The organism is Streptomyces sp. NPDC021356, from assembly GCF_040641015.1.
Taxonomy (GTDB): Bacteria; Actinomycetota; Actinomycetes; order Streptomycetales; family Streptomycetaceae; genus Streptomyces.
In genome coordinates this window covers 149,585-172,460 of record NZ_JBFACU010000015.1, presented here as the reverse complement: position 1 = coordinate 172,460, position 22,876 = coordinate 149,585, and the positions used below count along the sequence as shown (strand labels likewise).

The following is a 22,876-nucleotide window of genomic DNA, read 5'->3' as shown; positions in this document are numbered from 1 at the left end:
CTTCGGGGATTGAGGGCGGTCTACAGGTGCTGGTGGCGGATCGGTACCGGCTCCACGCGGTCATCGGGCGGGGCGGGATGGGCGAGGTCTGGCGGGCCCAGGACGAGGTGCTCGGCCGGCCCGTCGCGGTCAAACTGCTGTTGAGCGACGTGGCCGACGCCTCGGCCGAGGCGCGTTTCCGGCTGGAGGCGCAGACCTCCGCCCGGCTCAACCACCCCCATGTGGTGGGCACGCTCGACTTCGGCACCTGGGAGCACCGCTGCTTCCTCGTCATGGAACTGGTCGAGGGCGACAGCCTGTCCGGGGAACTGTCCTCGGGCGGCCCGCTCGCGCCCGACCGGCTGGCCCAGGTGGCCGAACAGGCGGCCGAGGGCCTGGCCGCCGCGCACGCCCAGGGCATCGTGCACCGCGACATCAAGCCCGGCAACCTGCTGAGCGACCGCGACGGCACGGTCCGCATCGGCGACTTCGGCATCGCGCGGTTCGTCGACGATCCGTCGGCCGGACTCACCACCACCGGGCAGATCGTCGGCACCGGCCTCTACCTGGCACCCGAGCGCGCCATCGGCACGCCCGCCTCCTCCGCCTCCGACCTGTACTCGCTCGGCTGCGTGCTCTACCAACTGGCGGTGGGCCGCCCGCCCTTCGAGTCGGACACCGCCACCGGGCTGCTCTACCAGCACGTCGATTCCCCGCCCGTGCCCCCGCACCAGCGCGGCGCCGCGCTGCCCCCGGCCTTCGAGGCGTACCTGCTGAGCATGCTCGCCAAACGCCCCGAGGAGCGGCCCACGGCCCGGCAGACGGCCGACTGGTTCCGCAGCGGCGCCTGGCGCGGCGCACCCGAACCGCTCCCGCCGGAAACGCCGGGCCTCGGCCACGACCCCTACCCCCCCGTCCCGCGCCACCAGGGGACCGCCGGGGCGACACCCGGCCGGGCCGCCGCGCTCCCGCAGGTCCCGGCCGTGGACACCGGCTGGAACACCACCGTCCACCGGGTGCCCCCGCGCCGCCCCGGCCTGCGCACCTCCCTGCGGCGCCACTCCCGCGTGGTCGCCGTCATCGGCGGAGCCGTCCTGTTCGTCTCCGCCCTCCTGCTCGGCATGAGCCTCTTCCAGGCGTAGCCTGCCGGACATGCGGATCTCCGTCTCCTCCGACATGGTCGAACCCGTGGCCCGCGCCCTGGTCGCCGGGCTCCGCGACCGCGGCCACGAGGTGGTCGCCCACGGGGCCCTGCGCCCCGGCGACGACCCGCAGTGGGCGGCGTGCTCCCAGGCGGCGGCCCGTGACGTCGCCGAGGGCCGCAGCGACCAGGCGGTCGTGTGCTGCTGGACCGGAACGGGCGCCTCCATCGCCGCGAACAAGGTGCCCGGCATCCGGGCGGCCCTGTGCACCGACGCCTACACGGCCGACGGCGCGCGCCGCTGGAACGACGCCAACGTGCTGGCCCTCGGTCTGCGCCTGACGTCCGAGCCGCTGCTGAACGAGATCCTCGACGCCTGGTTCGCCGGGTCGCCCAGCGAGGACGCCGAGGACCGGGAGAACGTCGCCCGCGTAGGGTGCCTGGACCACGCGAGGACGACCGGCCCGTAGGACCGGCTCCGGGCCCGGGAGTGGACGCCGACGCGGCGGGGGCGGCCCGGGGCGCAGGGGTCAGTCGTGCAGGCGTACGACCTCCGTCAGCGCGTCGGACCGGAACAGGGCGTATCCCGCCGCCACGCGCCGCTCGCGTTCTGGTCCCGCCGCCGTGAGCCGGGCCAGGGACCGCAGCAGGGCGGCTCCGTCCCGTGCGTGCTCGGACACCCCGAGGCCCGCCATGCGGCGCACGCCCTCCGCGCCGTGCCCCGGCAGCGGCCGGTACCCGACGACCGGCAGGCCGGCCGCGAGGGCCTGGACGGCGGTCTGCCCGGCCGCGTTGTCCACCAGCGCCGCACAGGCGTGCAGCAGGCCGGGCATGTCCGTCACCCAACCGGGGGTGAGGACCCCGGGCACGTCGGACAGGGCCTGCCGCAACCGCTCGTTGCGCCCGCACAGCACGACGGGCAGGAAACCGTGCGCCGCGAGCAGCCGCGCGGTACGGGGCAGCCGCGCCCCGGCGCCCCAGGCACCCGCGGAGACCAGCACCGCCGGACGTCCGCGGCCGTGCCGCTCCAACCGGTCCCGCCACCGGGCCGCCCCGGGTTCCCCGGCGAAGAAGGCCGGGTCCACCACAGGGCCCGGCGCCCGCGCCGGCCGGCCCAGGCCCCGGCGCACCTCCCGCGCGGCCTCGTCCGTCATACACAGGTACAGGTCGTTGCCCGGGTGCAGCCACTGGCGGTGCACGGCGAAGTCGACCACGACCACCGTGCTCGGCACCCGCAGGGCACCGCGCTCCCGCAGGTGGCCGGTGAGCTGGGCCGCCAGGTGGAACACCGGAACCACGACGTCGGCGCGCGTCTCGCGCACCAGCGCCGACAGCGCGTCCCCCGCCAGCCGCGCCAGTGGAGTGCCGCTCGGGCGCGGCCGGGGCCCGGGCCGCAGGAACAGGTCGTAGACACCGGCGTAGACCCAGGGGCAGTGCCGGACGGCACCCTGGTAACCCCGGCGCAGCCCCGCCCCGAGACCGCAGGGCAGCAGCGCCAGTACGTCGACGACATGGACCTCCCGGCCGGCGGCGCGCGCCCGGCGGGCCAGTTCCGCCGCCACCGTGTCGTGCCCCGAACCCATGCTCGCGCTCACCACGAGCAGCCGCTCGGCCCCGGCAGGACCGGGGGCCGGGGCGTCGGCCGCGAGGCCGGCCGGAAGGGCCCCCGCGGGCCCGGTCACGGAGCCACGGGCGGCGGGCAGCGGTGGCGGGGCGGGCGATTCGGACGACACTGGAAGTGAGTAACCCTCACCCACCGCAGTCAAACGAACGGACCCGCCCCAGCCCGTCCCGTGTTTCGGACCCGGCCCCCGGGGATACCCCACGCCCGGCATGGCCGTCCCGGACTGCCGGGGCCGCACCGGCGGCCCCGGGCCCGTCGATCCAGAGGTGCGCCCCCATGACCCAAGCCCCTTCCCGCGTACGGTCCGGCTCCGGGGCCCGTCCCGAGGCACCGGCGACGCCGGGCGCCGAGCGCCGCCGAAGCGGTGACGGCACCCCGAGGGGCGGGGGCGCCCTGGTGACGGGCGCCTCCTCCGGGATCGGCGCGGCCGTCGCACGCCGGCTCGCGGCGGAGGGCGGCTGGCGGATGGTGCTCAACGGGCGGGACCGCACCCGTCTGGAGGAGGTGGCCCGGGGCACCTCGGCGGAGGTCTACCCGGCGGACCTGTCCGGCCCGGGCGCCGAACGCCGGCTCGCGGAGTTCACGCTCGACCGTGTCGGCCGGGTGGACCTGCTGGTCGCCGGGGCGGGCATCGGCTGGGCCGGGCCGTTCAGCACGATGCCGCAACCCGCCATCGACGAGGTCTTCGACGTCAACGTCCTCGCCACCGTCCATCTGGTCCGGCTGCTGCTGCCGCACATGGTGGGACAGGGCGCCGGCCGCGTGGTCATCATCGGCTCCCTGGCCGGGACCGTGGGGGTGCGGGACGAGGCCGTCTACTCGGCCGCCAAGGCCGCGCTGGGCACCTTCGCCGACGCCGTCCGCTACGAACTGCGGGGCACCGGCGTCGGCATCAGCCACGTGGTGCCCGGGGTGGTGGACACCCCCTTCTTCGACCGCCGCGGCGTACCGTACCGGCGCTCCCGGCCCAGGCCCGTCCCCGCGGCCCGGGTCGCCGACGCGGTGTGGGAGGCGGTCGCGCGCGGACGGGACGAGGTCTACGTCCCCGGCTGGACCCGGCTGCCCGGCCGGGTCCGCGGGGCCGCGCCCGGCCTGTACCGGCGCCTCGCCGCACGGTTCGGGTGAGCCCGCGTGAGCGCCCGCGAACGCGTGACCGGCGCCGCGCACGGTGAGGGGCCGGGCGCGGGGGCCGCGGCGGTCAGGGCGGCGGGCCTCGCGCCGCTGGCCGGCATCGCCGTCGTGGCGGCCGCGCACATCGTCCCGGCCGCCACCTGGCTGCCGCGCTTCCGCTCCGCCTGCTTCCCCCGCCTGGCCGGGCACGGCGGGCCCGGCCACATCGCGCTCACCTTCGACGACGGACCCGACCCCGCGACCACGCCGTACTTCCTGGACGCACTGGACCGGCTCGACGTGCGCGCCACCTTCTTCGTGCTGGGCGAGAGCGCGGCCCGCCACCCCGCGCTCACCCGCTCCGTCACCGAGCGCGGGCACGAACTGGCCGTGCACGGCTGGGCCCACAGCCGTCCGTGGCTGCCCGCCCCCGGCCGGGACCTGCGGGAGACCGCGCGCGCGGTCCGCGTGGTGCACGACCTCACCGGCCACCGGCCCCTGTGGTACCGCCCGCCCTACGGCATCCTCACCGCGGGCCGCTGGGCGGCCGCCCGGCGCCTGGCCCTGCGGCCCGTGCTGTGGTCCGCGTGGGGCCGGGACTGGACGGCGGACGCGACCAGCGCCTCCGTTCACGCGAACGTCACGGCGGACCTGCGGGGCGGCGGCACGGTCCTCCTGCACGACACGGACCGCGCCTCGGCCCCGGGCTGCTGGCACGCCGCCCTCACCGCCCTGCCCGGCCTGGTCGCCCACTGCCGCGACGCCGGCTGGGAGGTCGGCCCCCTGGCCGAGCACGACGTCGGCCGGAACGGGCCCACGCGGCAGGCGGGCGGCACCCATGACCATCGCCGCTTCCGGCCGGATCAGGGCCCGGGGTCTAGTCCTTCGGTCTGCGGCGCAGCAGATACGTGTCCATGATCCAGCCCTTGCGCTCACGGGCCTCGGCGCGCAGCCGCTCGATGCGCGGCGCGGCCTCGGCGATCGGCCCGGAGTCCAGGATCTCGTCCAAAGTGCCCAGGTACGCGCCCCAGTAGATGTCGAGGTCCTGGTCGGCGTACTGCCGGAACGTCCGGTGGGCGTCGAGCATCACCACGACGTCGTCCACGCCGTCCGGGAAGCCCTCGGCGAGCCGCCGCCCGGTGGTGATCTGCACGGGCCCGCCGATCCGGTTCAGCCCGGTACGGTGCCGGGCGGCCAGGGCGGAGACGCTGCTGATGCCGGGTACGACGTCGTACCCGAAGTCGACGGCCCCGCGCGCCAGCACCTCCTCCAGGATCCCGAGCGTGCTGTCGTACAGCGCCGGGTCGCCCCAGACCAGGAAGGCGCCGGTCTCGTCCTCGGCCAGTTCCTCGGCGATCAGCCGCTCGTAGACGCCGGCGCGGGCGCTGCGCCACTGCCCGACGGCGGGGGAGTAGCCCGCGCCGCCCGCCGCGCGGTCCCGCTCCGGGTCGCGCGCCTCCACGACCCGGTACGCGCCCTCGGGCAGGTGCGTGCGGAGGATCTCCCGGCGCAGCCGCACGAGGTCCGCCTTCATCTCACCCTTGTCCAGGACGAAGAACACGTCCGTGTCGCGCAGCGCCCTGACCGCCTGCAGGGTGAGCTGGTCGGGGTCGCCCGCGCCGATACCGATGACATGAATCTTCCGCACGCCCCGAGTCTGCCGCAGCCCACTGACAACACGCGCACCGACCGCCGGCGACCACCACCGACTGCCACTGACCGCCCCCGGCCACTGCCTACGCCACCGCCCAGCCACCGGTCGGTGACCCCGCCCCCTGCCGCGCCGCCCGGCCCTACGCCCGCCGCGCCGCCCGGCCCTACGCCCGCCGCGCAGCCCGGAGTCCTGCGCCCGCCGCGCAGCCGGGGCCCTATGCCCGCCGTGCGGCCGGGGCCCTGCGCCCGCCGTGCGGCCGGGGCCCTGCGCCCGCCGTGCGGCCGGGGCCCTATGCCCGCCGTGCGGCCGGGGCCCTACGCCCCGCCGCGCAGCCGGGGTGCCCGCTCGGCCGCGTCCACGTCGCCCGCCGACCCGCGCTCCACGGCGTCGGCCAGTTCCTCCGCCCAGGCGACGAGTCCGGCCACGTCCATGCCGTACGGCTCGCGCACCCCGCTGTCCGCCGCCCACTCCCGTACCGCGCCCGCCCCGCGCCGCAGCAGCCGGGCACCGCCGGTGACATTGCCGCGGGCGGCGTGCGTGAGCCCCACCGCCTGCTGGGCCAGCCCGCGCCACAGCCCGCGCTCCTCCTCGGGCCCCGACTTCCAGGCGTCCTCGAACACCTCGTGCGCGTGGAACGGCCTGCCCGCGTCCAGCAGCCCCTGTGCCTCGGTGACCGTCTCCTCAGGCGTGCGCACCACGCCCTCGGGCTGCCGTGGCACCCCGTCCGCGCCGTAGGGCAGGGGGCGCCCCAGGCCGTCCCGGGGCCGGGCGTTGCGCGCCCGCCCCTCGCTGTCCCGGTCCCGCGCGCCGACCGCCCGGCCGGAGGGTGTGCTGCTCATGGTTCGATTCTGCCTCTCCTCGCCGCCTCTCCTTGATGCCTCTCCTTGATGCCCCTCCTCGACGCCCGGCCCGGCGACCGGTGTCCGGCGACCTGCCCGAGCGCCTCCTTCGGCGCGGCCCCCGGCGTGCGGTAAAGTGACTTTCGCGCGATCACGCGGATCACCGCACGTGAGCGCATCGGGACGTGGCGCAGCTTGGTAGCGCACTTGACTGGGGGTCAAGGGGTCGCAGGTTCAAATCCTGTCGTCCCGACTCGTGAGAGTCGCAGATCAGGGCCGGTTTCGGAGCAGTCCGAGACCGGCCCTCGACCGTTCCTGGGGACCAGTCGGGAACCGGCGTCCTTGACCGGTGGGAGCGGGTGAGGGCCACGGGGCTCGGCGGGAGCGCGGGGCACGGAGCCCGTCGGGCAGCCGTGCTCACCGTGTCACGCGCGTATCCATCGGCCCCCACGCGCCGATACCGTGGGGCACATGCAGCCCGTCACTGTGTCGGTCGACGTACCGCAGGCGCCGGAGCAGGTCTACGAGTTCCTCGCTGTCATGGCTCACCACGAGCGGTTCACCGACCACTACCTGTCCGACTGGCGCTGCAGCGGCCCCGGCCGCGGCGTCGGGTCGTGTGCCACGGTCACCGCCACGCTGGGCGGCGCGAAGACCGAGGTGACCATCGAGACCGTCGAGGCGCGAGCGCCACGGCGCCTCGTCGAACGCAACGTCAGCGCGGCCGGCCGGCGCCTGGCCCGCGGCAGCTACACCATCGAACCGCTGCCGACCGGCGGGAGCCGCGTCTCGTTCACGTACGCCTGGCAGCGCGTCCCTCTCGCCGACCGGCTGCTGGCCCCGGCGGTCCGCGCCATGATGCGGCGCGCCAACGGCACGGCCATGCGCCGCCTGGCCGACGAGCTGGCCCGCCCATCTCGCGGCCCCGAGTGACGGCCCCGAGTGAGCAGCGGACGGGGCCCGCAGGTCCTGCTCGTCCGCCGTCTTCCAGCCACCGTCGAGGAAGGCCGGGCTGCCGGGCAGCGCGTTCTTCGCGGCCTCCGCAACGCGGGGCCGCCGGCGTTCACCACGCGGGCGGCGTCCACGCCCCCGTCCCGTTCCCCGGGACCGGCCGTCAGTCGCCCGCCCTGCGCCGGGCGACGAGGTCGTCCCGGCGCTGGGGGACGCCGGCCCGCACCACCGCGACCGTGTCGACGAGCGAGGCGAAGTCGGTGAACGGGTCGCCGTCGACCACCGTCAGCTCGGCCAGCTTGCCCGCCTCCACCGTCCCGAGGTCCCGGCCGAGACCGAACAGGCGGGCCGGGACGGTGGTGGCGGTGTGCAGGGCCTGGGCGGCGGTGAACCCGTGGGCGTGCAGGCCGCGCAGGGCCAGGTGCAGGGAGAGGCCGACCGGCACCAGGGGCGAGTCGGTGCCCAGGGCGAGCCGTGCGCCGTGCGCGGCCAGCCGCCGGTAGTCGTCGAACTCCAGCGCCAGCGCCGCCAGTTCCGGCGCGGTGGGCCGGGTGCCGGCGCGCTCGTGTACGGCGGCGGCGTCCCAGGGCGGCATGAGGACGTCCACCCGGGGGTCCTCGGCGAGCGCCGGGTCCGCGCCGAGCAGGAACTGCGCGCTGAACGGCGTCATGATCATGGCGAAGTCACCGTCGGCGTACTGCTCGACCAGGTCCTGGTGGACGTGGCCGAGCGGGGTGGTGGCATGGCCGTACGGCAGCCGCTGGGTGGCCTGGAGATGGGTGGTCAGGTCCTGCCCGGCGGTCCGGCCCGGCGCGCACAGGTGGCTGCCGCACGGCACGCCCAGCCGGTGCGCCGCCTCGGCGGCCAGCGCCATGAACCGGCCCGGGGCCCGTACGTAGGTCTTGACGAAGTCGACGTCCAGGGCGGCGGCGCGCTCCAGGGTGCGCCGCACCCCGCTCTCGGTGCGGTGGGCGCGGCCCATGCTGTAGGCGGTGCGGGAGCCGTCGATCAGTTCGGTGCAGGCCAGGGACCGCGGGCCCAGGCAGGCGCCGGAGCCGGTCGCCTCGCGCAGCCGGACCGTCTCGTACAGGGGGCCGCCCATGCATGCGGTGGTCGTGATGCCGTAGGCGAGGGCGGTCAGGTTCTGCCGGGCGCCGTAGGTGGCCTGGTACGGGTGGGTGTGGCTGTCGAACAGGCCGGGCAGGACGGTCCGGGCGGAGGCGTCGAGCGTGCGGTGGCCCGGCCGGCGGGCGCGGTGCGGTTCGACGGCGGTGATCCGCTCGCCGCGGACGAGGATGTCCACGTCCTGGCGCGGCGCGCCGCCGGTGCCGTCCCACAACTGCCCGGCGTGGACGCGCAGCGGTTCCCGGCCGCCGGGCGCGCGGCGGCGTGCGCCCGGCACGGCGGGCAGGGTGCGCGCCCGCACCGGCGTCCGGGCGTCGTCGAGGGACAGCAGGCGCAGGTGCCCGCAGGACAGGTACAGCAGGGTGCGGGAGTCGGCCGCCCAGCTCGGGTGGTCGGCGGGCTCGTCGGTGAGCCGGCGGGCGCGGCCCGCGGGGGTGCCGTCGGCCGTGACCGGCAGCAGCCACAGGACGGACTCGGCGACGAACGCCATCCAGTGGCCGTCCGGTGACCAGACCGGCCCGGCGGCGACCCGGTCGGACAGCGACTGGTGCGCGGCGGGCAGGTGGCGCCGCTCGGTGCCGGTGCGCACGTCGACGACGCGGATGACGTTGTAGCCCTCGCGGAAGCGGTGGTTGAGCCGGTTGCGGTCGCAGAAGGCCACGTACCGCCCGTCCGGGGACCACGTGGGGGTGCCGGGCGGGCCGTCGGTGGCGAGCGGGCGGGCCACGGTCCGCTCCTCGCCCGTGTCCAGGTCCCGCACCAGCAGGTCGCCGGTGACGTCGAGGCAGGCCAGCCGCGTGCCGTCCGGTGACACGGCCGGGGCCAGGCGCCCGGCGCCGGTCACCGCCTCGTCGCCCGAACCGTCCAGGCGGATCCTGCGCACGGCGGACAGCCCGTCGCGGTCGGTGCAGTACAGCAGGCTGCGCCCGTCGGGGGCCCAGGCGGGCATCTGCACGTAGTCCACCGCGGCGGCCCGGAGCAGCTCGCGCGGCAGGCCGGCCGCGTCGCCCCCGGCGGGCAGCAGCCACAGGGAGTTGAGGGCGGCGCACGCCACCTGGCGTCCGTCGGGGGACAGCACCGGCCGGTGCAGGCCGCGCACGGGGCCGGTGTCCGTCCGCGCCGCGTCGCGCCGTCCGGTCCGGCGGCCCGGTCCCGGCACCGGCATCCGGGCGGTGAAGGGGACGTCGGTGACGGACGGGGTGCCCAGGGCGCGGATCCGGATGCGGCCGTCGGCCACGTAGAGGAGCCGGTCCTCGCCGAGCCAGCACGGCGGCGCCGCCGCCAGGTCCTCGCCCGCCGAGACCACGTGCCCGTCGACCAGCAGCTCCGCCCGGGACGGCGGGAGGGAGGGCGGACCGTCCGCACCGGACAGCCGCAGCCAGGCGATCCGGCCCCGCGGGGAGACGGCCGGGCACAGCAGACGGCCCGTGGCCACGGTGTGCAGCGCCCGGGCCGTGCCGTCCGCGAGGGACACCCGCACCAGGGTCCGTCCGCCGTCGTTGCCGCCGTCGGCCGTGTGGGCGGCGCGCACGCACACCAGCGTCCGTCCGTCCGGGGCCCAGACCGGGTCGTAGTCCTCGAAGGGGCCGGTGGTCACCCGGGTGAGCCGGGCACTGCCCACGTCGAGCGTCCACAGGCCGAACGAGCCCCCGGTCACCGGGTCGCCGCCGCGCTCGGAGGAGAACGCCAGCCGGGTGCCGTCCGGCGACCACGCCACCCCGCGGTCGTCCCACGGGCCGTCGGTGAGCCGGCGCAGCCCGCCGCCGTCCGCCCGCATCGTCCACAGGTGGAAGGCACCGCCCGCGTAGCCGCCCAGGGCGACCGTCCGCCCGTCGGGGGAGAGAGCGGGCCGGGTCGCCTCCACCTCCCAGCCGGTCAGCCGCTCGGCGGCGCCGCCCGCGCGGGGCACGCGCCACAGCACGCCCTGCACCTCGGCGATCAGCACCTGACCGTCCGCGCGCGCGGTGACGGATCCTCCGGTCGCCTCGTGGTACGTCAGGACCCGCCCGGCCCCGGCCGCGGCGAGCGCCCGGGCGGCGGGCACGGCGACCGGGGACGCCGCCGCCAGGGAGACGGCCGACGTCCCCAGGAAACGCCGCCGGCTGACGAAGCCGTGCCCCGCATCCGTGCCGCCGCCCGCTCCGCTGCCCGTGCCCGTGCCCGTGCCCGTGCCTGTGCCCGTGCCCGTGCCCGTGCCTGTGCCCGTGCCCGTGCCCGTGCCCGTGCCTGTGCCCGTGCCCGTGCCCGTGCCCGTGCCTGTGCCCGTGTCCATACCGCCGTCCTCCCGAGACCTCGCCGTCCCCACCGAACACCTGGTCAACCGGCTGCGGCGGGCGGGGTCACGGCCCCGCGCGGGTGATGTGCCGGGGCAGGAGGCCCGCCCGTCCCGCGGCCGGTGGCCGGGCTACAGGTGGCGGCGGCGGGCGGCGACCTCGCGGTCGTAGCGCGTACGGGCCTCGACGGCGGCCTCGCGGGCGGCCACCTCGGCCACCGGCACGTCCCACCAGGCCGCGGCGGGCACCGCGGCCGCGGCCGGGCTCACGGCGTCCGTCTCGACGTACACGCAGGTGGGGCGCTGTGCGGTACGGGCGGTGCGCAGCGCCTGGCGCAGCTCGCCCACGGTCTTGGCGCGCAGTACGTCCATGCCGAGGCTGCCGGCGTTCGCGGCCAGGTCGACCGGGAGCGGGGCCCCGGTGAAGGAGCCGTCGGCGGCGCGGTGGCGGTAGGCGGTGCCGAAGCGTTCGGCGCCCACCGACTCCGACAGGCCGCCGATGGAGGCGTAACCGTGGTTCTGGATCAGCAGCAGCTTGATCGGCAGCCCCTCCTGGACGGCCGTGACGATCTCGGTCGGCATCATCAGGTAGGTGCCGTCGCCGACCAGGGCCCACACCGGCGTGTCCGGCGCCGCCTGCTGCACGCCGACGGCGGCCGGGATCTCGTAGCCCATGCAGGAGTAGCCGTACTCCAGGTGGTACTGGCGCGGCGAGCGGGCCCGCCACAACCTGTGCAGGTCGCCGGGGAGCGAACCGGCCGCGTTGATCACCACGTCCGCGTCGCCGACCACCGCGTCCAGCGCGCCCAGCACCTGCGTCTGCGTCGGGACCGCGCTGTCGTCGCCGGCGGCGAACGCGGCCTCGACCACCCGCTCCCAGCGCTCCTTCCCGGCACGGTACTCGGCCACGTAGGCGGGGTCGACGCGGTGTCCGGCCAGGGCCCCGGCGAGCGCCGTGAGCCCGGCCCGCGCGTCGCAGACGAGCGTCGTGGCCGCCAGCTTGTGGGCGTCGAACGCGGTGATGTTCAGGTTGACGAAGCGGACCCCGGGGTTCTGGAAGAGGGTGCCGGAGGCGGTGGTGAAGTCGGTGTAGCGGGTGCCGACGCCGATGACGAGGTCCGCGGTGCGGGCCAGGTCGTCGCTGACCGCCGTGCCGGTGTGCCCGATGCCGCCGAGGTCGGCCGGGTGGTCGTGGCGCAGCGCGCCCTTGCCCGCCTGGGTGGAGGCGACGGGGATCCCGGTGGCGTCGGCCAGCGCCTTCAGCGCGTCCTCGGCCGCGCTGTGGTGGACGCCGCCGCCCGCCACGATCAGCGGGCGGGCGGCGGACCTGACCGCCGCGACGGCGTCGGCGAGTTCGGCCGGGTCGGGGGCGGGCCGGCGCACCCGCCACACCCGCTCGGCGAAGAACTCCTGCGGCCAGTCATGGGCCTGGACCTGGACGTCCTGGGGCAGCGCGAGGGTGACCGCGCCCGTCTCGGCCGGGTCGGTGAGGACCCGTACGGCGTTCAGCGCGGAGGGGACCAGTGCCTCGGGGCGGGTGATCCGGTCGAAGAAGCGGGAGACCGGGCGCAGGGTGTCGTTGACGGACACGTCCGCCGCCGACGGGTGCTCCAGCTGCTGGAGCAGCGGGTCGGCGGCATGCGTGGCGAAGTAGTCGCCGGGCAGCAGGAGGACGGGCAGGCGGTTGACCGTCGCCAGGGCCGCCCCCGTGACGAGGTTGGTGGCGCCGGGCCCGATGGACGTCGTCACCGCCTGCGCGGACAGCCGGCCGCGGTGCCGGGCGAACCCCACGGCCGCGTGCACCATCGCCTGCTCGTTGCGGCCCTGGTGGTACGGCATCACGTCCGCGTGCTCGACGAGGGCCTGGCCGAGCCCGGCCACGTTGCCGTGGCCGAAGATGCCCCAGGTGCCGGCGATCAGCCGGTGCCGCACACCGTCGCGCTCGGTGTACTGGGCGGCCAGGAAGCGGACCAGTGCCTGGGCCACGGTCAGACGGCGGGTGCGGGGGCCGGCAGCGGTGCGGGAACCGGGGCTGGGGCTGGGGCTGGGGCTCATCGGGGCTGCTCCGGTGCCGAGTAGAGGGGGAGGCGGGGGTCTACGGGCTGCTCGGGCCAGGTCTCGCGGATCCAGGCGTGATCGGGGTGGTCGCGGATCAGCCAGGCGCGTTCGGCCTCCGGTCCGGCCATGACGTTGAGGTAGTACATGTGGTGTCCGGGCACCGCCATCGACGGTCCGTGCCAGCCGTCCGGGATCAGCACCACGTCGCCGTCGCGCACCTCGGCCAGCACGTCCGTGTCCCGGCCGGGACCGGACGGGGAGACCCGCTGGTAGCCGAGGCCCGGTGTGCCGTGGTGCGCGGCGAACTCGAAGTAGTAGATCTCCTCCAGGACCGACTCCTCGCCCGGCCGGTGCTCGTCGTGCTTGTGCGGCGGGAACGACGACCAGTTGCCGCCCGGGGTGAGCACCTCGACGGCGATCAGGGCGTCGCAGTCCCAGACTCCCGCGGCGGCGAAGTTGTTGACCTGGCGGGAGCAGGCGCCGCTGCCCCGCAGTTCCACCGGCACGCCCGAGGCCGGTCCGTAGCGGGCGGGCAGGCGCCGGGCGCAGCGGGCGCCGGTGAGCGCGAAGCGCCCGCCGACGGCGGACGAGACGGTCGTCCGCGCGTCCCGGGGGACGTAGGCGAAGTCGCTCACGCCGCTGAACACGCTCTTGCGGCCGGTGAGCGCGAACGTGTCGTGGCCGGTGGCACCGGCGCAGGCGACCGCGCAGCCCCCGCTGAGCGGCAGCACGATCCACTCGCTGTCGCCGGTGTCGAAGGTGTGCGAGCCGCCGGGCGGCAGCTGGAGGACCCGGAGGGAGGAGTGGCCCCAGCGGGCGGACTCGGGGCTGACGTGCACGGCGTAGCGGCCGTCGGCCGCCTGACCGGCGCGGAGGTGGTGAGCGCCGGCCTGTGGTGTGGGGTCGGCCGGGCTTGCGGGGTCGGCCGGGCTTGCGGGGCGCGCCGGGTCGGTGGGGCCGGCGGGAGTGGCGGGGCGGGTGGGGCCGGTCGGTGGGGGAGCGGGGGTCATCGGGTGCGGTCCCTCCTGGTCACAGCAGGCTCACGGCCGTGTCGACGGCGTCCTCGACGCCGCCCTTCGCGGGGTACAGCAGCGAACGGCCCACGACCATGCCCTGGACGGTGGGCAACCGCAGGGCCTTGCGCCAGCGCGCGTAGGCCCCCTCCTGGTCGTCGCCGACCTCCCCGCCCAGCAGCACGGCGGGGAGGGTGGAGGTGCGCAGCACCTCGGCCATGTCGTCCGGGTCCGCGGTGACCGGCAGCTTCAGCCAGGTGTACGCGGAGGTGCCGCCCAGGCCCGAGGCGATGGCGATGGAACGGATGACGGCCTCGGCGGACAGGTCGTTGACGATCCTGCCGCCGGTCCGGCGGGAGATGAACGGCTCGACGAACACCGGCAGGCGCGCCGCGGCCATCTCGTCCACTGCACGGGCCGCGGATTCCATGGTGGCCAGGGAGCCGGGGTCGTCGTAGTCGAGGCGCAGCAGCAGCTTGCCGGCGTCGAAGCGCAGGCGGGCGATGTCGCGGGCGCGGTGGCCGGTGAAGCGGTCGTCCATCTCGAAGGACGCGCCCGCCAGGCCGCCGCGGTTCATGGAGCCCATGACCACCTTGCCGTCGAGTGCGCCGAGGAGCAGCAGGTCCTCCAGTATGTCGGCGGAGGCGAGCACGCCGTCGACACCGGGCCGGGACAGGGCCAGGCACAGGCGCTCCAGCAGGTCGGCGCGGTCGGCCATGGCGAGCCGGCGGTCCCCGACACCGAGCGCCCCGCGGGCGGGATGGTCGGCGGCCACGATCATCAGCCGCCCGCTGTCGCCGATCAGCGGGCGGCGCACCCGGCGTGCGGCCGCCTCGGCGACGGCGCCGGGGTGCCGGACTCTGACCGAGGTGAGGTCGGGGATGGTGACGCTCAAGGGAGGGCTCCGTTCAGGACACGGATCCGGGGGCCTGCCGCCTCCCAGGTGTAGGGGCACCGGGGGAGCGTGTCAATAGTTTGTACTTACATCCGGACCTGAGCGTGAAATGATGTCTTGACAAAGTATTGACAGCGGGCGCGGCAAGGGATTGGATCCCGTCCCAGCGCACCAGCCGTGAACCCGGCGCACCAGCCGTGAATCCCGCACCAGTCGTGAATCCAGCGCACCAGTCGTGAATCCAGCGCACCAGTCGTGAATCCAGCGCACCAGCCGTGAACCCGGCGGACCCGCCGGGCCCGCCCGCCCGGATCCTGCCGCCCGCCCGCCTTCTCCCCGTTCACTTCCTTCCGTTCCTCTCTTCCCGGGCCGGTCGCTCCTCTGCTCGCGCACCCTTTGTCCGTTCGCTCCTTCGTCCGTTCGCTCCTTCGTCAGTTCGCTCCTTCGTCAGTTCGCGCCAGCTCCTTCCTTCCCTCGTTTCCCCGTCGTCGCACAGTGAACAGTGAGGTGCAGGAAAGATGGACCGCTCCTCCCGCTCCCGCCGACTCGCCCCCGCCGTGGCCCTCGCCGCGGCGGCGGCCCTCACCCTCGCCGGCTGCTCCAGCAGCTCGGGCGGAAAGAAGGCCGCGGAGGGCGGAGCTGCCGCCGCCGCGGGCCGGGCCACCACCCCCCGGATGACGGTCGCGCTGGTCACGCACCAGGCTCCCGGCGACACGTTCTGGGACATCGTCCGCAAGGGTGCCGAGGCCGCCGCCGCCAAGGACAACATCAAGCTGGTCTACGCCGCCGACCCCAACGCCGGCAACCAGGCCAACCTCGTGCAGAACGCGATCGACCAGAAGGTCGACGGCATCGCGGTCACGCTGGCCAAACCCGACGCGATGAAGAGCGTCATCGGCAAGGCGGTCGGGGGCGGCATCCCCGTGGTCGGCCTCAACTCCGGTCTGAGCGACTGGAGGAAGCTCGGGCTGCTGGAGTTCTTCGGGCAGGACGAGAGCGTGGCGGGCGAGGCGTTCGGCACCAAGCTGAACGAGGTCGGCGCCAAGCATGTCGTCTGCGTGATCCACGAACAGGGCAACGTCGGCCTGACCCAGCGCTGCGACGGCCTGAAGAAGACCTTCGAGGGCACCACCGGGACGCTGTACGTGAACGGCACCGACATGCCGTCCGTGAAATCGACGATCACCGCGAAGCTCAAGCAGGACAGCGGCATCGACCACGTCGTCACCCTGGGGGCCCCCTTCGCGCTGACCGCCGTGCAGGCCGTGCACGACGCGGGCGGCAGGGCGAAGGTCGCCACCTTCGACCTCGACAAGGAGCTGGCCCGCGCCGTGCAGAAGGGCGACATCCAGTTCGCCGTCGACCAGCAGCCCTACCTCCAGGGCTACCTCGCGGTCGACTCCCTGTGGCTCTACCGGAACAACGGCAACTACAGCGGCGGCGGCGTGCAGCCGGTGCTGACCGGCCCCGCCTTCGTCGACAGGACCAACGTCGACAAGGTCGCCGGGTTCGCCGCCAAGGGCACCCGGTGAGCGGCCCGAGCGGGCGGACCGCGCCGGCGGTCGCCACCGGGCCGGGTCCCGGCGGCCCGCGGAGCCGGAGCCGGACCGCGCGGCGCCCGCCGGTGCCGCGCCTGCTGGCCCGGCCAGAGGTCGGGGTCTTCCTCGGCGCCCTCGCCGTCCTCGTCTTCTTCCTCGCCGCGGCGCCCTCGGTCCGCCAGGGCGGCTCGATGGCGACGGTCCTCTACCAGTCGTCGACCATCGGGATCATGGCCCTGCCGGTGGCCCTGCTGATGATCGGTGGCGAGTTCGACCTCTCGGCCGGGGTCGCCGTGATCACCTCGGCGCTGACCGCGAGCATGCTCAGCTACCAGTTGACCGTGAACGTGTGGACCGGCGTGATCGTCGCCCTGGCGCTCTCGCTGGGCATCGGCGCGTTCAACGGCTGGATGCTGGTGAAGACCGGCCTGCCGAGTTTCCTGGTCACCCTGGGCACCTTCCTCATCCTCCAGGGCGTCAACCTCGCCGTCACCAAGCTGGTCACCGGCAACGTCGCCACCGACGACGTCAGCGACATGGACGGCTTCGACCAGGCGAGGGCCCTGTTCGCCTCCTCCTTCGGCGTCGGCGGGGTCCAGGTGAAGATCACCGTCGTGTGGTGGCTGGTCTTCGCCGCGCTCGCCACCTGGGTGCTGCTGCGCACCCGGTACGGCAACTGGGTCTTCGCGGTCGGCGGCGACCAGGACAGCGCCCGCGCGGTCGGCGTACCGGTGACCTTCACCAAGATCACACTGTTCATGCTGGTCGGCCTCGGCGCCTGGTTCGTCGGCATGCACCAGTTGTTCTCCTTCAACACCGTGCAGTCCGGCGAGGGTGTCGGCAACGAGCTGATCTACATCGCCGCGGCCGTCATCGGCGGCTGTCTGCTCACCGGCGGATACGGTTCGGCGATCGGCCCGGTATTCGGCGCCTTCATGTTCGGCATGGTGAACCAGGGCATCGTCTACGCGGGATGGAACCCCGACTGGTTCAAGGCCTTCCTCGGCGCGATGCTGCTCGGAGCCGTCCTCATCAATCTGTGGGTCCGGCGCACGGCGACCCGGAGGTGACCGACATGGAGCACGACAGGACCCGAGTACCGGGCGCGGCAGGGGCCGGAAGAGGGAGCGTTCCAGGGAGCGGGGCGCGGGCGGACGCACCCGCCGTGACGGACGGGGCCGTTCCGGGTGACGCCCCGCCTGGCAGCGAGCGGCCGGTCGTCGAACTGAGGGGCGCCGGGAAGTCGTACGGCAACATCCGGGCGCTGCACGGCGTCGACCTGGCGGTCCACCCCGGACGGGTGACCTGCGTCCTCGGCGACAACGGCGCCGGGAAGTCCACCCTCATCAAGATCGTCTCCGGGCTGCACCAGCACACCGAGGGTGAGTTCCTCGTCGACGGCGCCCCGGTACGGTTCTCCACTCCCCGCGAGGCCCTGGCCAAGGGCATCGCCGCCGTCTACCAGGACCTGGCCACCGTTCCGCTCATGCCGGTGTGGCGGAACTTCTTCCTCGGCTCCGAACTGACCCGCGGCCCCTGGCCGGTCCGCCGCCTCGACATCGCGCGCATGAAGCGGACCGCGGACGAGGAACTGCGCGGCATGGGCATCGTGCTGGAGGACCTGGAGCAGCCCGTCGGCACCCTCTCCGGTGGCCAGCGCCAGTGCGTGGCGATCGCCCGCGCCCTCCACTTCGGCGCCCGGGTCCTCATCCTCGACGAACCCACCGCCGCCCTCGGCGTCAAGCAGTCCGGGGTGGTGCTGAAGTACATCGCCGCCGCCCGCGACCGCGGCCTCGGCGTCATCTTCATCACCCACAATCCGCACCACGCGTACATGGTCGGCGACCACTTCAGCGTGCTGCGTCTGGGCACCCTGGAGCTGTCCGCGGCGCGCGGCGCGGTAGGCCTTCAGGAGCTGACCGACCACATGGCGGGCGGTGCCGAACTCGCCGCCCTCAAGCACGAGCTGTCCCAGGTTCGCGGCGTCGACATCGAGGAACTCCCCGGGGAAGAGGACTTCCCGCGCCAGGGCTTCCCGCGCCAGGACGGCGCGCGAGAGGACCGAACGCGCAAGGACGCGGGAGAAGGGAACCCACGCGACACGACCCCGTGACCCCCCTGAAGGGCGATCCTCGCTCCCGTGCGCTCCCGTGCCCCTCCCCCCTCGCTCCACGCGACCGCCACCCCTGCGACTCCCGAACCGTCGACTCCCGCCCCTGCGACTCCCGAACCGTCGACTCCCGCCCTCGTCTCCCGAACCGTCGACTCCCGCCCCTGCGACTCCCGCTCCTCGACTCCCGCCCCTGCGACTCCCGCTCCTCGACTCCCGCCCCTGCGACTGCCGCCCCTCGTCTCCCGCCCCTGCGACTCCCGCTCCTCGACTCCCGCCCCTGCGACTGCCGCCCCTCGTCTCCCGAACCGTCGACTCCCGCCCCTCGTCTCCCGAACCGTCGACTCCCACCCCCCGACTCCCGAACCGGCGCCCCCGAAGGGAACTCCTGACATGACCGTGCCCGCGCTCGACCGCATCCGGGTCGGCTCGGCCCCCGACTCCTGGGGCGTGTGGTTTCCCGACGACCCCCGGCAGACCCCCTGGGACCGCTTCCTGGACGAGGTGGCCGAGGCCGGCTACCCCTGGATCGAACTGGGCCCCTACGGCTACCTGCCGACCGACCCGGCCCTGCTCACCGACGAGCTGGCCCGGCGCGGCCTCAAGGTCTCGGCGGGCACCGTCTTCACCGGCCTGCACCGCGGCCCGTCCGTGTGGGAGTCCACCTGGGAACACGTCGCCCGCGTCGCCGCGCTCACCCGGGCCGTCGGCGCACGGCACCTCGTCGTCATCCCGTCCTTCTGGAGGGACGACCGGACGGCCGAGATCCTGGAGCCGCCGGAGCTGACGACCGAGCAGTGGGAGCACCTGACCCGGGGGACGGAGCGGCTCGCCCGCCGGGTCAAGGAGACGTACGGCCTCGGCATCGTCGTCCACCCGCACGCGGACACCCACATCGACACCGAGGCCCACGTCACCCGCTTCCTCGACGCCACCGACGCCGGCCTGGTCGACCTGTGCCTGGACACCGGGCACTACGCGTACTGCGGCGGGGACAGCGTCGAACTGATCGAGGCGTACGGCGAGCGGATCGGTTACCTGCACCTCAAGCAGGTGGATCCGGAGATCCTCGCCGAAGTGGTGGCCCACGGGCTCCCCTTCGGGCCGGCCGTGCGGCGCGGCGTGATGTGCGAACCGCCGGGCGGGGTGCCGGACCTGGAACCCGTACTGGTGGCCGCTCAGAAACTGGGCGTCGACCTGTTCGCGATCGTCGAGCAGGACATGTACCCCTGCGCACCGGACGTACCGCTGCCCATCGCCGTACGCACCCGCCGGTTCCTGAGGTCCTGCGGGGCCTGACGTCCCCGGCGCCGAGGGCGTGCGCCCGCTCCAGGGCCCGTGGGCGGGGCGGCGCCGACGGACGGCGGGGCGGGGCGCTCCTGTGCCGGGGTCGGGTCGCACGGCCGGTGCACCTCCGGACGGCCCCCGCCACGGCCGGTCCCTGCCGGCCCCTCGCGTGCCGGTGCGGTGCCTCAGCCGGTGCGCACCTCCGCCACCCGCACCGGCCGGTGCTCGCGCAGCGACAACGTGCACGCCTCGGCGATCCAGCCGGCCTCCAGGGCGTCCGCGACCGTGCACGGCGAGGGCAGCCGCCCGGCCACGACCTCGGTGAACGCGGCGAGTTCGGCCCGGTAGGCGGCGGCGAACCGGTCCATGAAGAAGTCGTGCGGGACACCGGAGGGAAAGCTCACCCCCGGTTCGGCCGACCGCAGCGGCAACTTGTCGTCGAGCCCCACGGCGAGGGAGTCGGCGAAGCCGTGCAGCTCCATGCGGACGTCGTAACCCCGCGCGTTGTGACGGCTGTTGGACACCACGGCGAGGGTGCCGTCGTCCAGGGTGAGGACCGCCCCGGTGGTGTCCGCGTCACCGGCCTGCCTGATGTACGCGGCGCCCCGGTTGCCGCCGGCGGCGTACACCTCGCTCACCTCGCGGCCCGTCACCCACCGGATGACGTCGAAGTCGTGCACCGCGCAGTCGCGGAAGATGCCCCCGGAGGCGGCGACGTACGCGGCGGGCGGCGGCGCGGGGTCCAGCGTGGTGGACCGTACGGTGTGCAGCGGGCCCAGTTCACCGGAGCGGACCGCGTCCCGGGCGGCGGCGAAACCGGCGTCGAAGCGGCGGTTGTAGCCGATCTGCACGGGTACGCCGCTGTCCGCGACCGCCTTGAGCACCTCGGTGCCCTCCGCCATGGTGCGGGCCACGGGCTTCTCGCAGAAGACCGGGAGACCGGCCCGGACGGCGGCGAGGATCAGCGCCGGGTGCGTGTCGGTCGCGGCGGCCACGACGACGCCGTCCACGCCCGCGGCCAGCAGTGCCTCCGGCGACCTCGCGACCTCCGCACCGAACCGCTCGACGGCTGCCTCGACGGCCGGCGCGAACGGGTCGGCGACGACGAGCGAGGTGACCGCGTCGAGTCCGGACAGGGTCTCGGCGTGGAAGGCGCCGATCCGGCCGAGGCCGAGGATTCCGATGCGCATGGACCGCTGCTCCTTGGGGGCGGGTGCGGGTGCGGGTGCCGGTGCTGGTGGCGGTGCTGGTGACGGTGGCGGTGCTGGTGACGGTGGCGGTGGCGGTGGTGAAGGCATTCTTGTCGGTACGAACACCTCGGACAACCGGCGGGAGCCGGTCAGAGGTTGACCGCGTACACCTTGCGCAGCGTCTCGTGCACCGTCCACGTCGTCCGGTCGCCCTCGCGCAGCACCGCCATGTCACCCGGGCCGACACGCAGGGTCGGCCCGCCCTCCACCTCGACGGTCGCCGAACCGCTCAGCACGACGAACAGCTCGTCCGCCTCCGTGTCGGTGACGACCCCCGGGGTGATCTGCCAGATGCCGCGCGCCTGCCGGCCGTCCGCCGACTCCCAGACGACCTTGCCGGTCACCTCGGGCGTGCCGGAGACGATCTGCTCCGGGGCGAGCGGCTCGGGAACCAGCTCGGCGTCGGGGACAGCGGGAACGTGGAGAGCGAAACTGTGGGTCATGGGGGGACCTTAACCGGGGCGCGCGAGAGCGTGGCGTGGACAGAGTGTGGGGGATCGGAACGGCCGCACGGACACATCGTCGGGCGGTCGTGGAGTGGCAGGGGCGGCCGCGCCGGGTGATCGTTGGGGGGACCCGTCTCCGTACGCCCGGGAAGTGAGCAGCCCATGGCGGACCCGACGGCGGCCGTTCCCGGGCCGTCCGCGCACGACACCCGCTCCCTCCTGCTCTTCGGCGGGGTCTACGGCGCCGTGGTCGCCTGCGCCATGGTCGCCGCGCTGACCGAGTACGGGCACAGTTCACCGGCGGCCCGCCGCTACGACGCCGCCTGGCTGCTGGTGACCGCGTTCGCCTCGGCCCTGGCGCACGGCTACTCCCACTACATCGCCGAGCGCGGACCGCACCGGCGCGGTGAGGCCCTGCGCGCGCTCGCGGGGGAGTGGCCGCTGGTGGTGGCCGTGCTGCCCACGGTGCTGATCCTCGCGGGCGCCGGCTGGGGCTGGTGGCCCGCGGAGGGTGTCGAGTACCCGGCGTTCGTCTTCAACATCGCCCTCCTGTTCGTCCTGGGACTGGCGTCGGCGCGGTGGGCGGGGCGGCGCTGGGGGGTCGCGCTGGCCACGGGTCTGGTGGACGCCCTGTTCGGGCTGATCGTCGTGGTGGCCAACGCGATCATCAAGTGAGCCTGCTGCCGGACCGCACCCCGCACCTGACGCGACGCCACGTCCCGCCGGGTACGTCACGGCTCCCGGCCCGCGTCGGCGTCCAGCCCCGTGCACGCCACCTCGCCGTTCACCTCGGCGCACGCCTCCACCCCGCGCGGCGAGGAGGCGGCCAGCATCGGACTGGTGTCGCCCCTGGTGTCACCGGCGGAGTAGGCGGCCGTCAGGACGTCCTCACCGGTCCGCACGGAGATCTCCCGCGCCACCGCGCCGCGCACCCCCACCTGGGACCATGCGGTGTGGCAGGACGGGGACCAGCGCAGCCGCACCGTGTACGTCGCGTCGGACACGGCGCTGCGGGTCTGCGCGTCCCGCGCGCAGGCCGAGGCGCCGGGCAACTCGCCCTGGCAGGAGCGGCCCTGGCAGGGCGGGGAGGTGAACGCCGCCCGCGTGCCCGGCGAGGCACCGCGTGAGGAGGCGGCCAGGGCCGTGGCGACCGCGGCGAGCGCCGTCAGCAGGGTGAGCGTGGGCAGCAGCGGAAGTCGTCGCCGCCCTCCGGCCGGCCGGCCGGACCCCGCGGGCGCGTCCGGGGCGTCCGGGGCAGCGGGCCCGCGCGGGACGGGCACTGCGGGCACGGCGGGCACGTCGTCCCGTGCGGTCTCCCACAGCGCCAGCACCGGGGCCGGGTCGGCGCCCGCGAGCCGGGCCAGCGCCTCCACGGCCGAGCGGGGCGGGTGCTTGGCCCCGCTGAGGTAGCGGTGCCAGGCGGACTTGCTGTAAGGGGTGCGCGTGGCGAGCGCCGCCAGGCTCAGGCCCGTACGGCCCCTCAGCTCGCGCAGGGTCGCCGCCAGCGGCACGGGGGACGGTGCCGCTTCGTGGGGCTGGCGCATGTTGCTGCTCCCGACTCCATTCCCGCTTCGGGTGTTTTCA

At 75.1% G+C, this 22,876-nt stretch carries 20 protein-coding genes and 1 tRNA gene; 11 read left to right on the top strand and 10 right to left on the bottom strand.

The window, feature by feature from the left end; translation table 11 throughout:
* Positions 1 to 26 precede the first annotated feature (26 nt).
* Both AB0G56_RS21870 and AB0G56_RS21865 read left to right on the top strand, forming a co-directional pair.
* The gene (locus tag AB0G56_RS21870; protein ID WP_360971774.1) at positions 27 to 1,121 is read left to right on the top strand and encodes a serine/threonine-protein kinase; all 1,095 of its coding nucleotides are present in this window, start codon (positions 27 to 29) and stop codon (positions 1,119 to 1,121) included.
* 10 nt (positions 1,122 to 1,131) lie between these two features.
* A complete protein-coding gene (locus AB0G56_RS21865; protein ID WP_360971772.1) occupies positions 1,132 to 1,590 on the top strand; it encodes an RpiB/LacA/LacB family sugar-phosphate isomerase in 459 nt (152 codons plus the stop codon).
* Between the two features lie 60 nt (positions 1,591 to 1,650).
* Here the strand turns inward: AB0G56_RS21865 and AB0G56_RS21860 are convergent, their stop codons facing one another.
* Positions 1,651 to 2,703 carry a galactosyldiacylglycerol synthase gene (locus tag AB0G56_RS21860; protein ID WP_360971898.1) on the bottom strand — a complete coding sequence of 351 codons (1,053 nt, stop codon included), beginning with the start codon at positions 2,701 to 2,703 and terminating at the stop codon, positions 1,651 to 1,653.
* Between the two features lie 317 nt (positions 2,704 to 3,020).
* Here AB0G56_RS21860 and AB0G56_RS21855 point away from each other — a divergent pair, with 317 nt between their 5' ends.
* Positions 3,021 to 3,869, top strand: a complete 849-nt coding sequence (locus AB0G56_RS21855) for an SDR family NAD(P)-dependent oxidoreductase (RefSeq protein WP_360971770.1) — start codon at positions 3,021 to 3,023, stop codon at positions 3,867 to 3,869.
* 96 nt (positions 3,870 to 3,965) lie between these two features.
* A complete protein-coding gene (locus tag AB0G56_RS21850) occupies positions 3,966 to 4,772 on the top strand; it encodes a polysaccharide deacetylase family protein (protein WP_360971896.1) in 807 nt (268 codons plus the stop codon).
* Here AB0G56_RS21850 and cobF read toward each other — a convergent pair.
* Positions 4,732 to 5,502, bottom strand: coding sequence for a precorrin-6A synthase (deacetylating) (gene cobF, locus AB0G56_RS21845; protein ID WP_360971768.1), 771 nt, complete (start codon positions 5,500 to 5,502; stop codon positions 4,732 to 4,734). The genes AB0G56_RS21850 and cobF overlap by 41 nt on opposite strands.
* A gap of 320 nt (positions 5,503 to 5,822) precedes the next feature.
* Positions 5,823 to 6,347 carry a DUF309 domain-containing protein gene (locus tag AB0G56_RS21840; RefSeq protein WP_360971766.1) on the bottom strand — a complete coding sequence of 175 codons (525 nt, stop codon included), beginning with the start codon at positions 6,345 to 6,347 and terminating at the stop codon, positions 5,823 to 5,825.
* Positions 6,348 to 6,526: 179 nt separating this feature from the next.
* Between AB0G56_RS21840 and AB0G56_RS21835 the strand changes: the two genes are divergently transcribed.
* Together AB0G56_RS21835 and AB0G56_RS21830 are read left to right on the top strand one after the other, a co-directional pair.
* A tRNA-Pro gene (locus AB0G56_RS21835) sits at positions 6,527 to 6,600 on the top strand.
* 218 nt (positions 6,601 to 6,818) lie between these two features.
* Positions 6,819 to 7,280 carry an SRPBCC family protein gene (locus AB0G56_RS21830; protein WP_360971764.1) on the top strand — a complete coding sequence of 154 codons (462 nt, stop codon included), beginning with the start codon at positions 6,819 to 6,821 and terminating at the stop codon, positions 7,278 to 7,280.
* A gap of 181 nt (positions 7,281 to 7,461) precedes the next feature.
* On the opposite strand, the gene AB0G56_RS21825 is transcribed toward AB0G56_RS21830, so the two are convergent.
* The 4 genes from AB0G56_RS21825 to AB0G56_RS21810 form a co-directional block, all read right to left on the bottom strand.
* Positions 7,462 to 10,695, bottom strand: coding sequence for an amidohydrolase family protein (locus AB0G56_RS21825; protein WP_360971762.1), 3,234 nt, complete (start codon positions 10,693 to 10,695; stop codon positions 7,462 to 7,464).
* Positions 10,696 to 10,827: 132 nt separating this feature from the next.
* Complete coding sequence (gene iolD, locus AB0G56_RS21820) at positions 10,828 to 12,750, bottom strand: 3D-(3,5/4)-trihydroxycyclohexane-1,2-dione acylhydrolase (decyclizing) (protein ID WP_360971760.1); 1,923 nt, start codon at positions 12,748 to 12,750, stop codon at positions 10,828 to 10,830.
* Complete coding sequence (iolB, locus tag AB0G56_RS21815) at positions 12,747 to 13,763, bottom strand: 5-deoxy-glucuronate isomerase (RefSeq protein ID WP_360971758.1); 1,017 nt, start codon at positions 13,761 to 13,763, stop codon at positions 12,747 to 12,749. The genes iolD and iolB overlap by 4 nt, the downstream gene beginning before the upstream one ends.
* A gap of 19 nt (positions 13,764 to 13,782) precedes the next feature.
* Positions 13,783 to 14,661: a deoxyribose-phosphate aldolase gene (locus tag AB0G56_RS21810; protein ID WP_360971756.1), complete on the bottom strand. Its 879-nt coding sequence runs from the start codon at positions 14,659 to 14,661 to the stop codon at positions 13,783 to 13,785.
* Between the two features lie 518 nt (positions 14,662 to 15,179).
* Here AB0G56_RS21810 and AB0G56_RS21805 point away from each other — a divergent pair.
* The 4 genes from AB0G56_RS21805 (at position 15,180) to AB0G56_RS21790 (ending at position 19,608) form a co-directional block, all read left to right on the top strand.
* Complete coding sequence (locus AB0G56_RS21805; RefSeq protein WP_360971754.1) at positions 15,180 to 16,193, top strand: sugar ABC transporter substrate-binding protein; 1,014 nt, start codon at positions 15,180 to 15,182, stop codon at positions 16,191 to 16,193.
* A 92-nt stretch (positions 16,194 to 16,285) separates the two neighbouring features.
* Complete coding sequence (locus AB0G56_RS21800; protein WP_360971894.1) at positions 16,286 to 17,269, top strand: ABC transporter permease; 984 nt, start codon at positions 16,286 to 16,288, stop codon at positions 17,267 to 17,269.
* Positions 17,270 to 17,364: 95 nt separating this feature from the next.
* Positions 17,365 to 18,312 carry an ATP-binding cassette domain-containing protein gene (locus AB0G56_RS21795; RefSeq protein WP_360971752.1) on the top strand — a complete coding sequence of 316 codons (948 nt, stop codon included), beginning with the start codon at positions 17,365 to 17,367 and terminating at the stop codon, positions 18,310 to 18,312.
* A 390-nt stretch (positions 18,313 to 18,702) separates the two neighbouring features.
* On the top strand, positions 18,703 to 19,608 hold the full coding sequence (locus tag AB0G56_RS21790) for a sugar phosphate isomerase/epimerase (RefSeq protein ID WP_360971750.1): 906 nt from the start codon (positions 18,703 to 18,705) through the stop codon (positions 19,606 to 19,608).
* A 173-nt stretch (positions 19,609 to 19,781) separates the two neighbouring features.
* On the opposite strand, the gene AB0G56_RS21785 is transcribed toward AB0G56_RS21790, so the two are convergent.
* Together AB0G56_RS21785 and AB0G56_RS21780 are read right to left on the bottom strand one after the other, a co-directional pair.
* Entirely contained in the window at positions 19,782 to 20,786 is a 1,005-nt protein-coding gene (locus AB0G56_RS21785) for a Gfo/Idh/MocA family oxidoreductase (protein ID WP_360971748.1), read from the bottom strand.
* A gap of 149 nt (positions 20,787 to 20,935) precedes the next feature.
* Positions 20,936 to 21,289 (bottom strand): cupin domain-containing protein, encoded by a 354-nt coding sequence (locus AB0G56_RS21780; RefSeq protein WP_360971746.1) that lies wholly within the window; start codon positions 21,287 to 21,289, stop codon positions 20,936 to 20,938.
* 165 nt (positions 21,290 to 21,454) lie between these two features.
* Between AB0G56_RS21780 and AB0G56_RS21775 the strand changes: the two genes are divergently transcribed.
* Complete coding sequence (locus AB0G56_RS21775; protein WP_360971744.1) at positions 21,455 to 21,967, top strand: hypothetical protein; 513 nt, start codon at positions 21,455 to 21,457, stop codon at positions 21,965 to 21,967.
* Positions 21,968 to 22,023: 56 nt separating this feature from the next.
* Here the strand turns inward: AB0G56_RS21775 and AB0G56_RS21770 are convergent, their stop codons facing one another.
* Positions 22,024 to 22,836, bottom strand: coding sequence for a DUF2690 domain-containing protein (locus AB0G56_RS21770; RefSeq protein ID WP_360971742.1), 813 nt, complete (start codon positions 22,834 to 22,836; stop codon positions 22,024 to 22,026).
* Between the last annotated feature and the right edge of the window lie 40 nt (positions 22,837 to 22,876).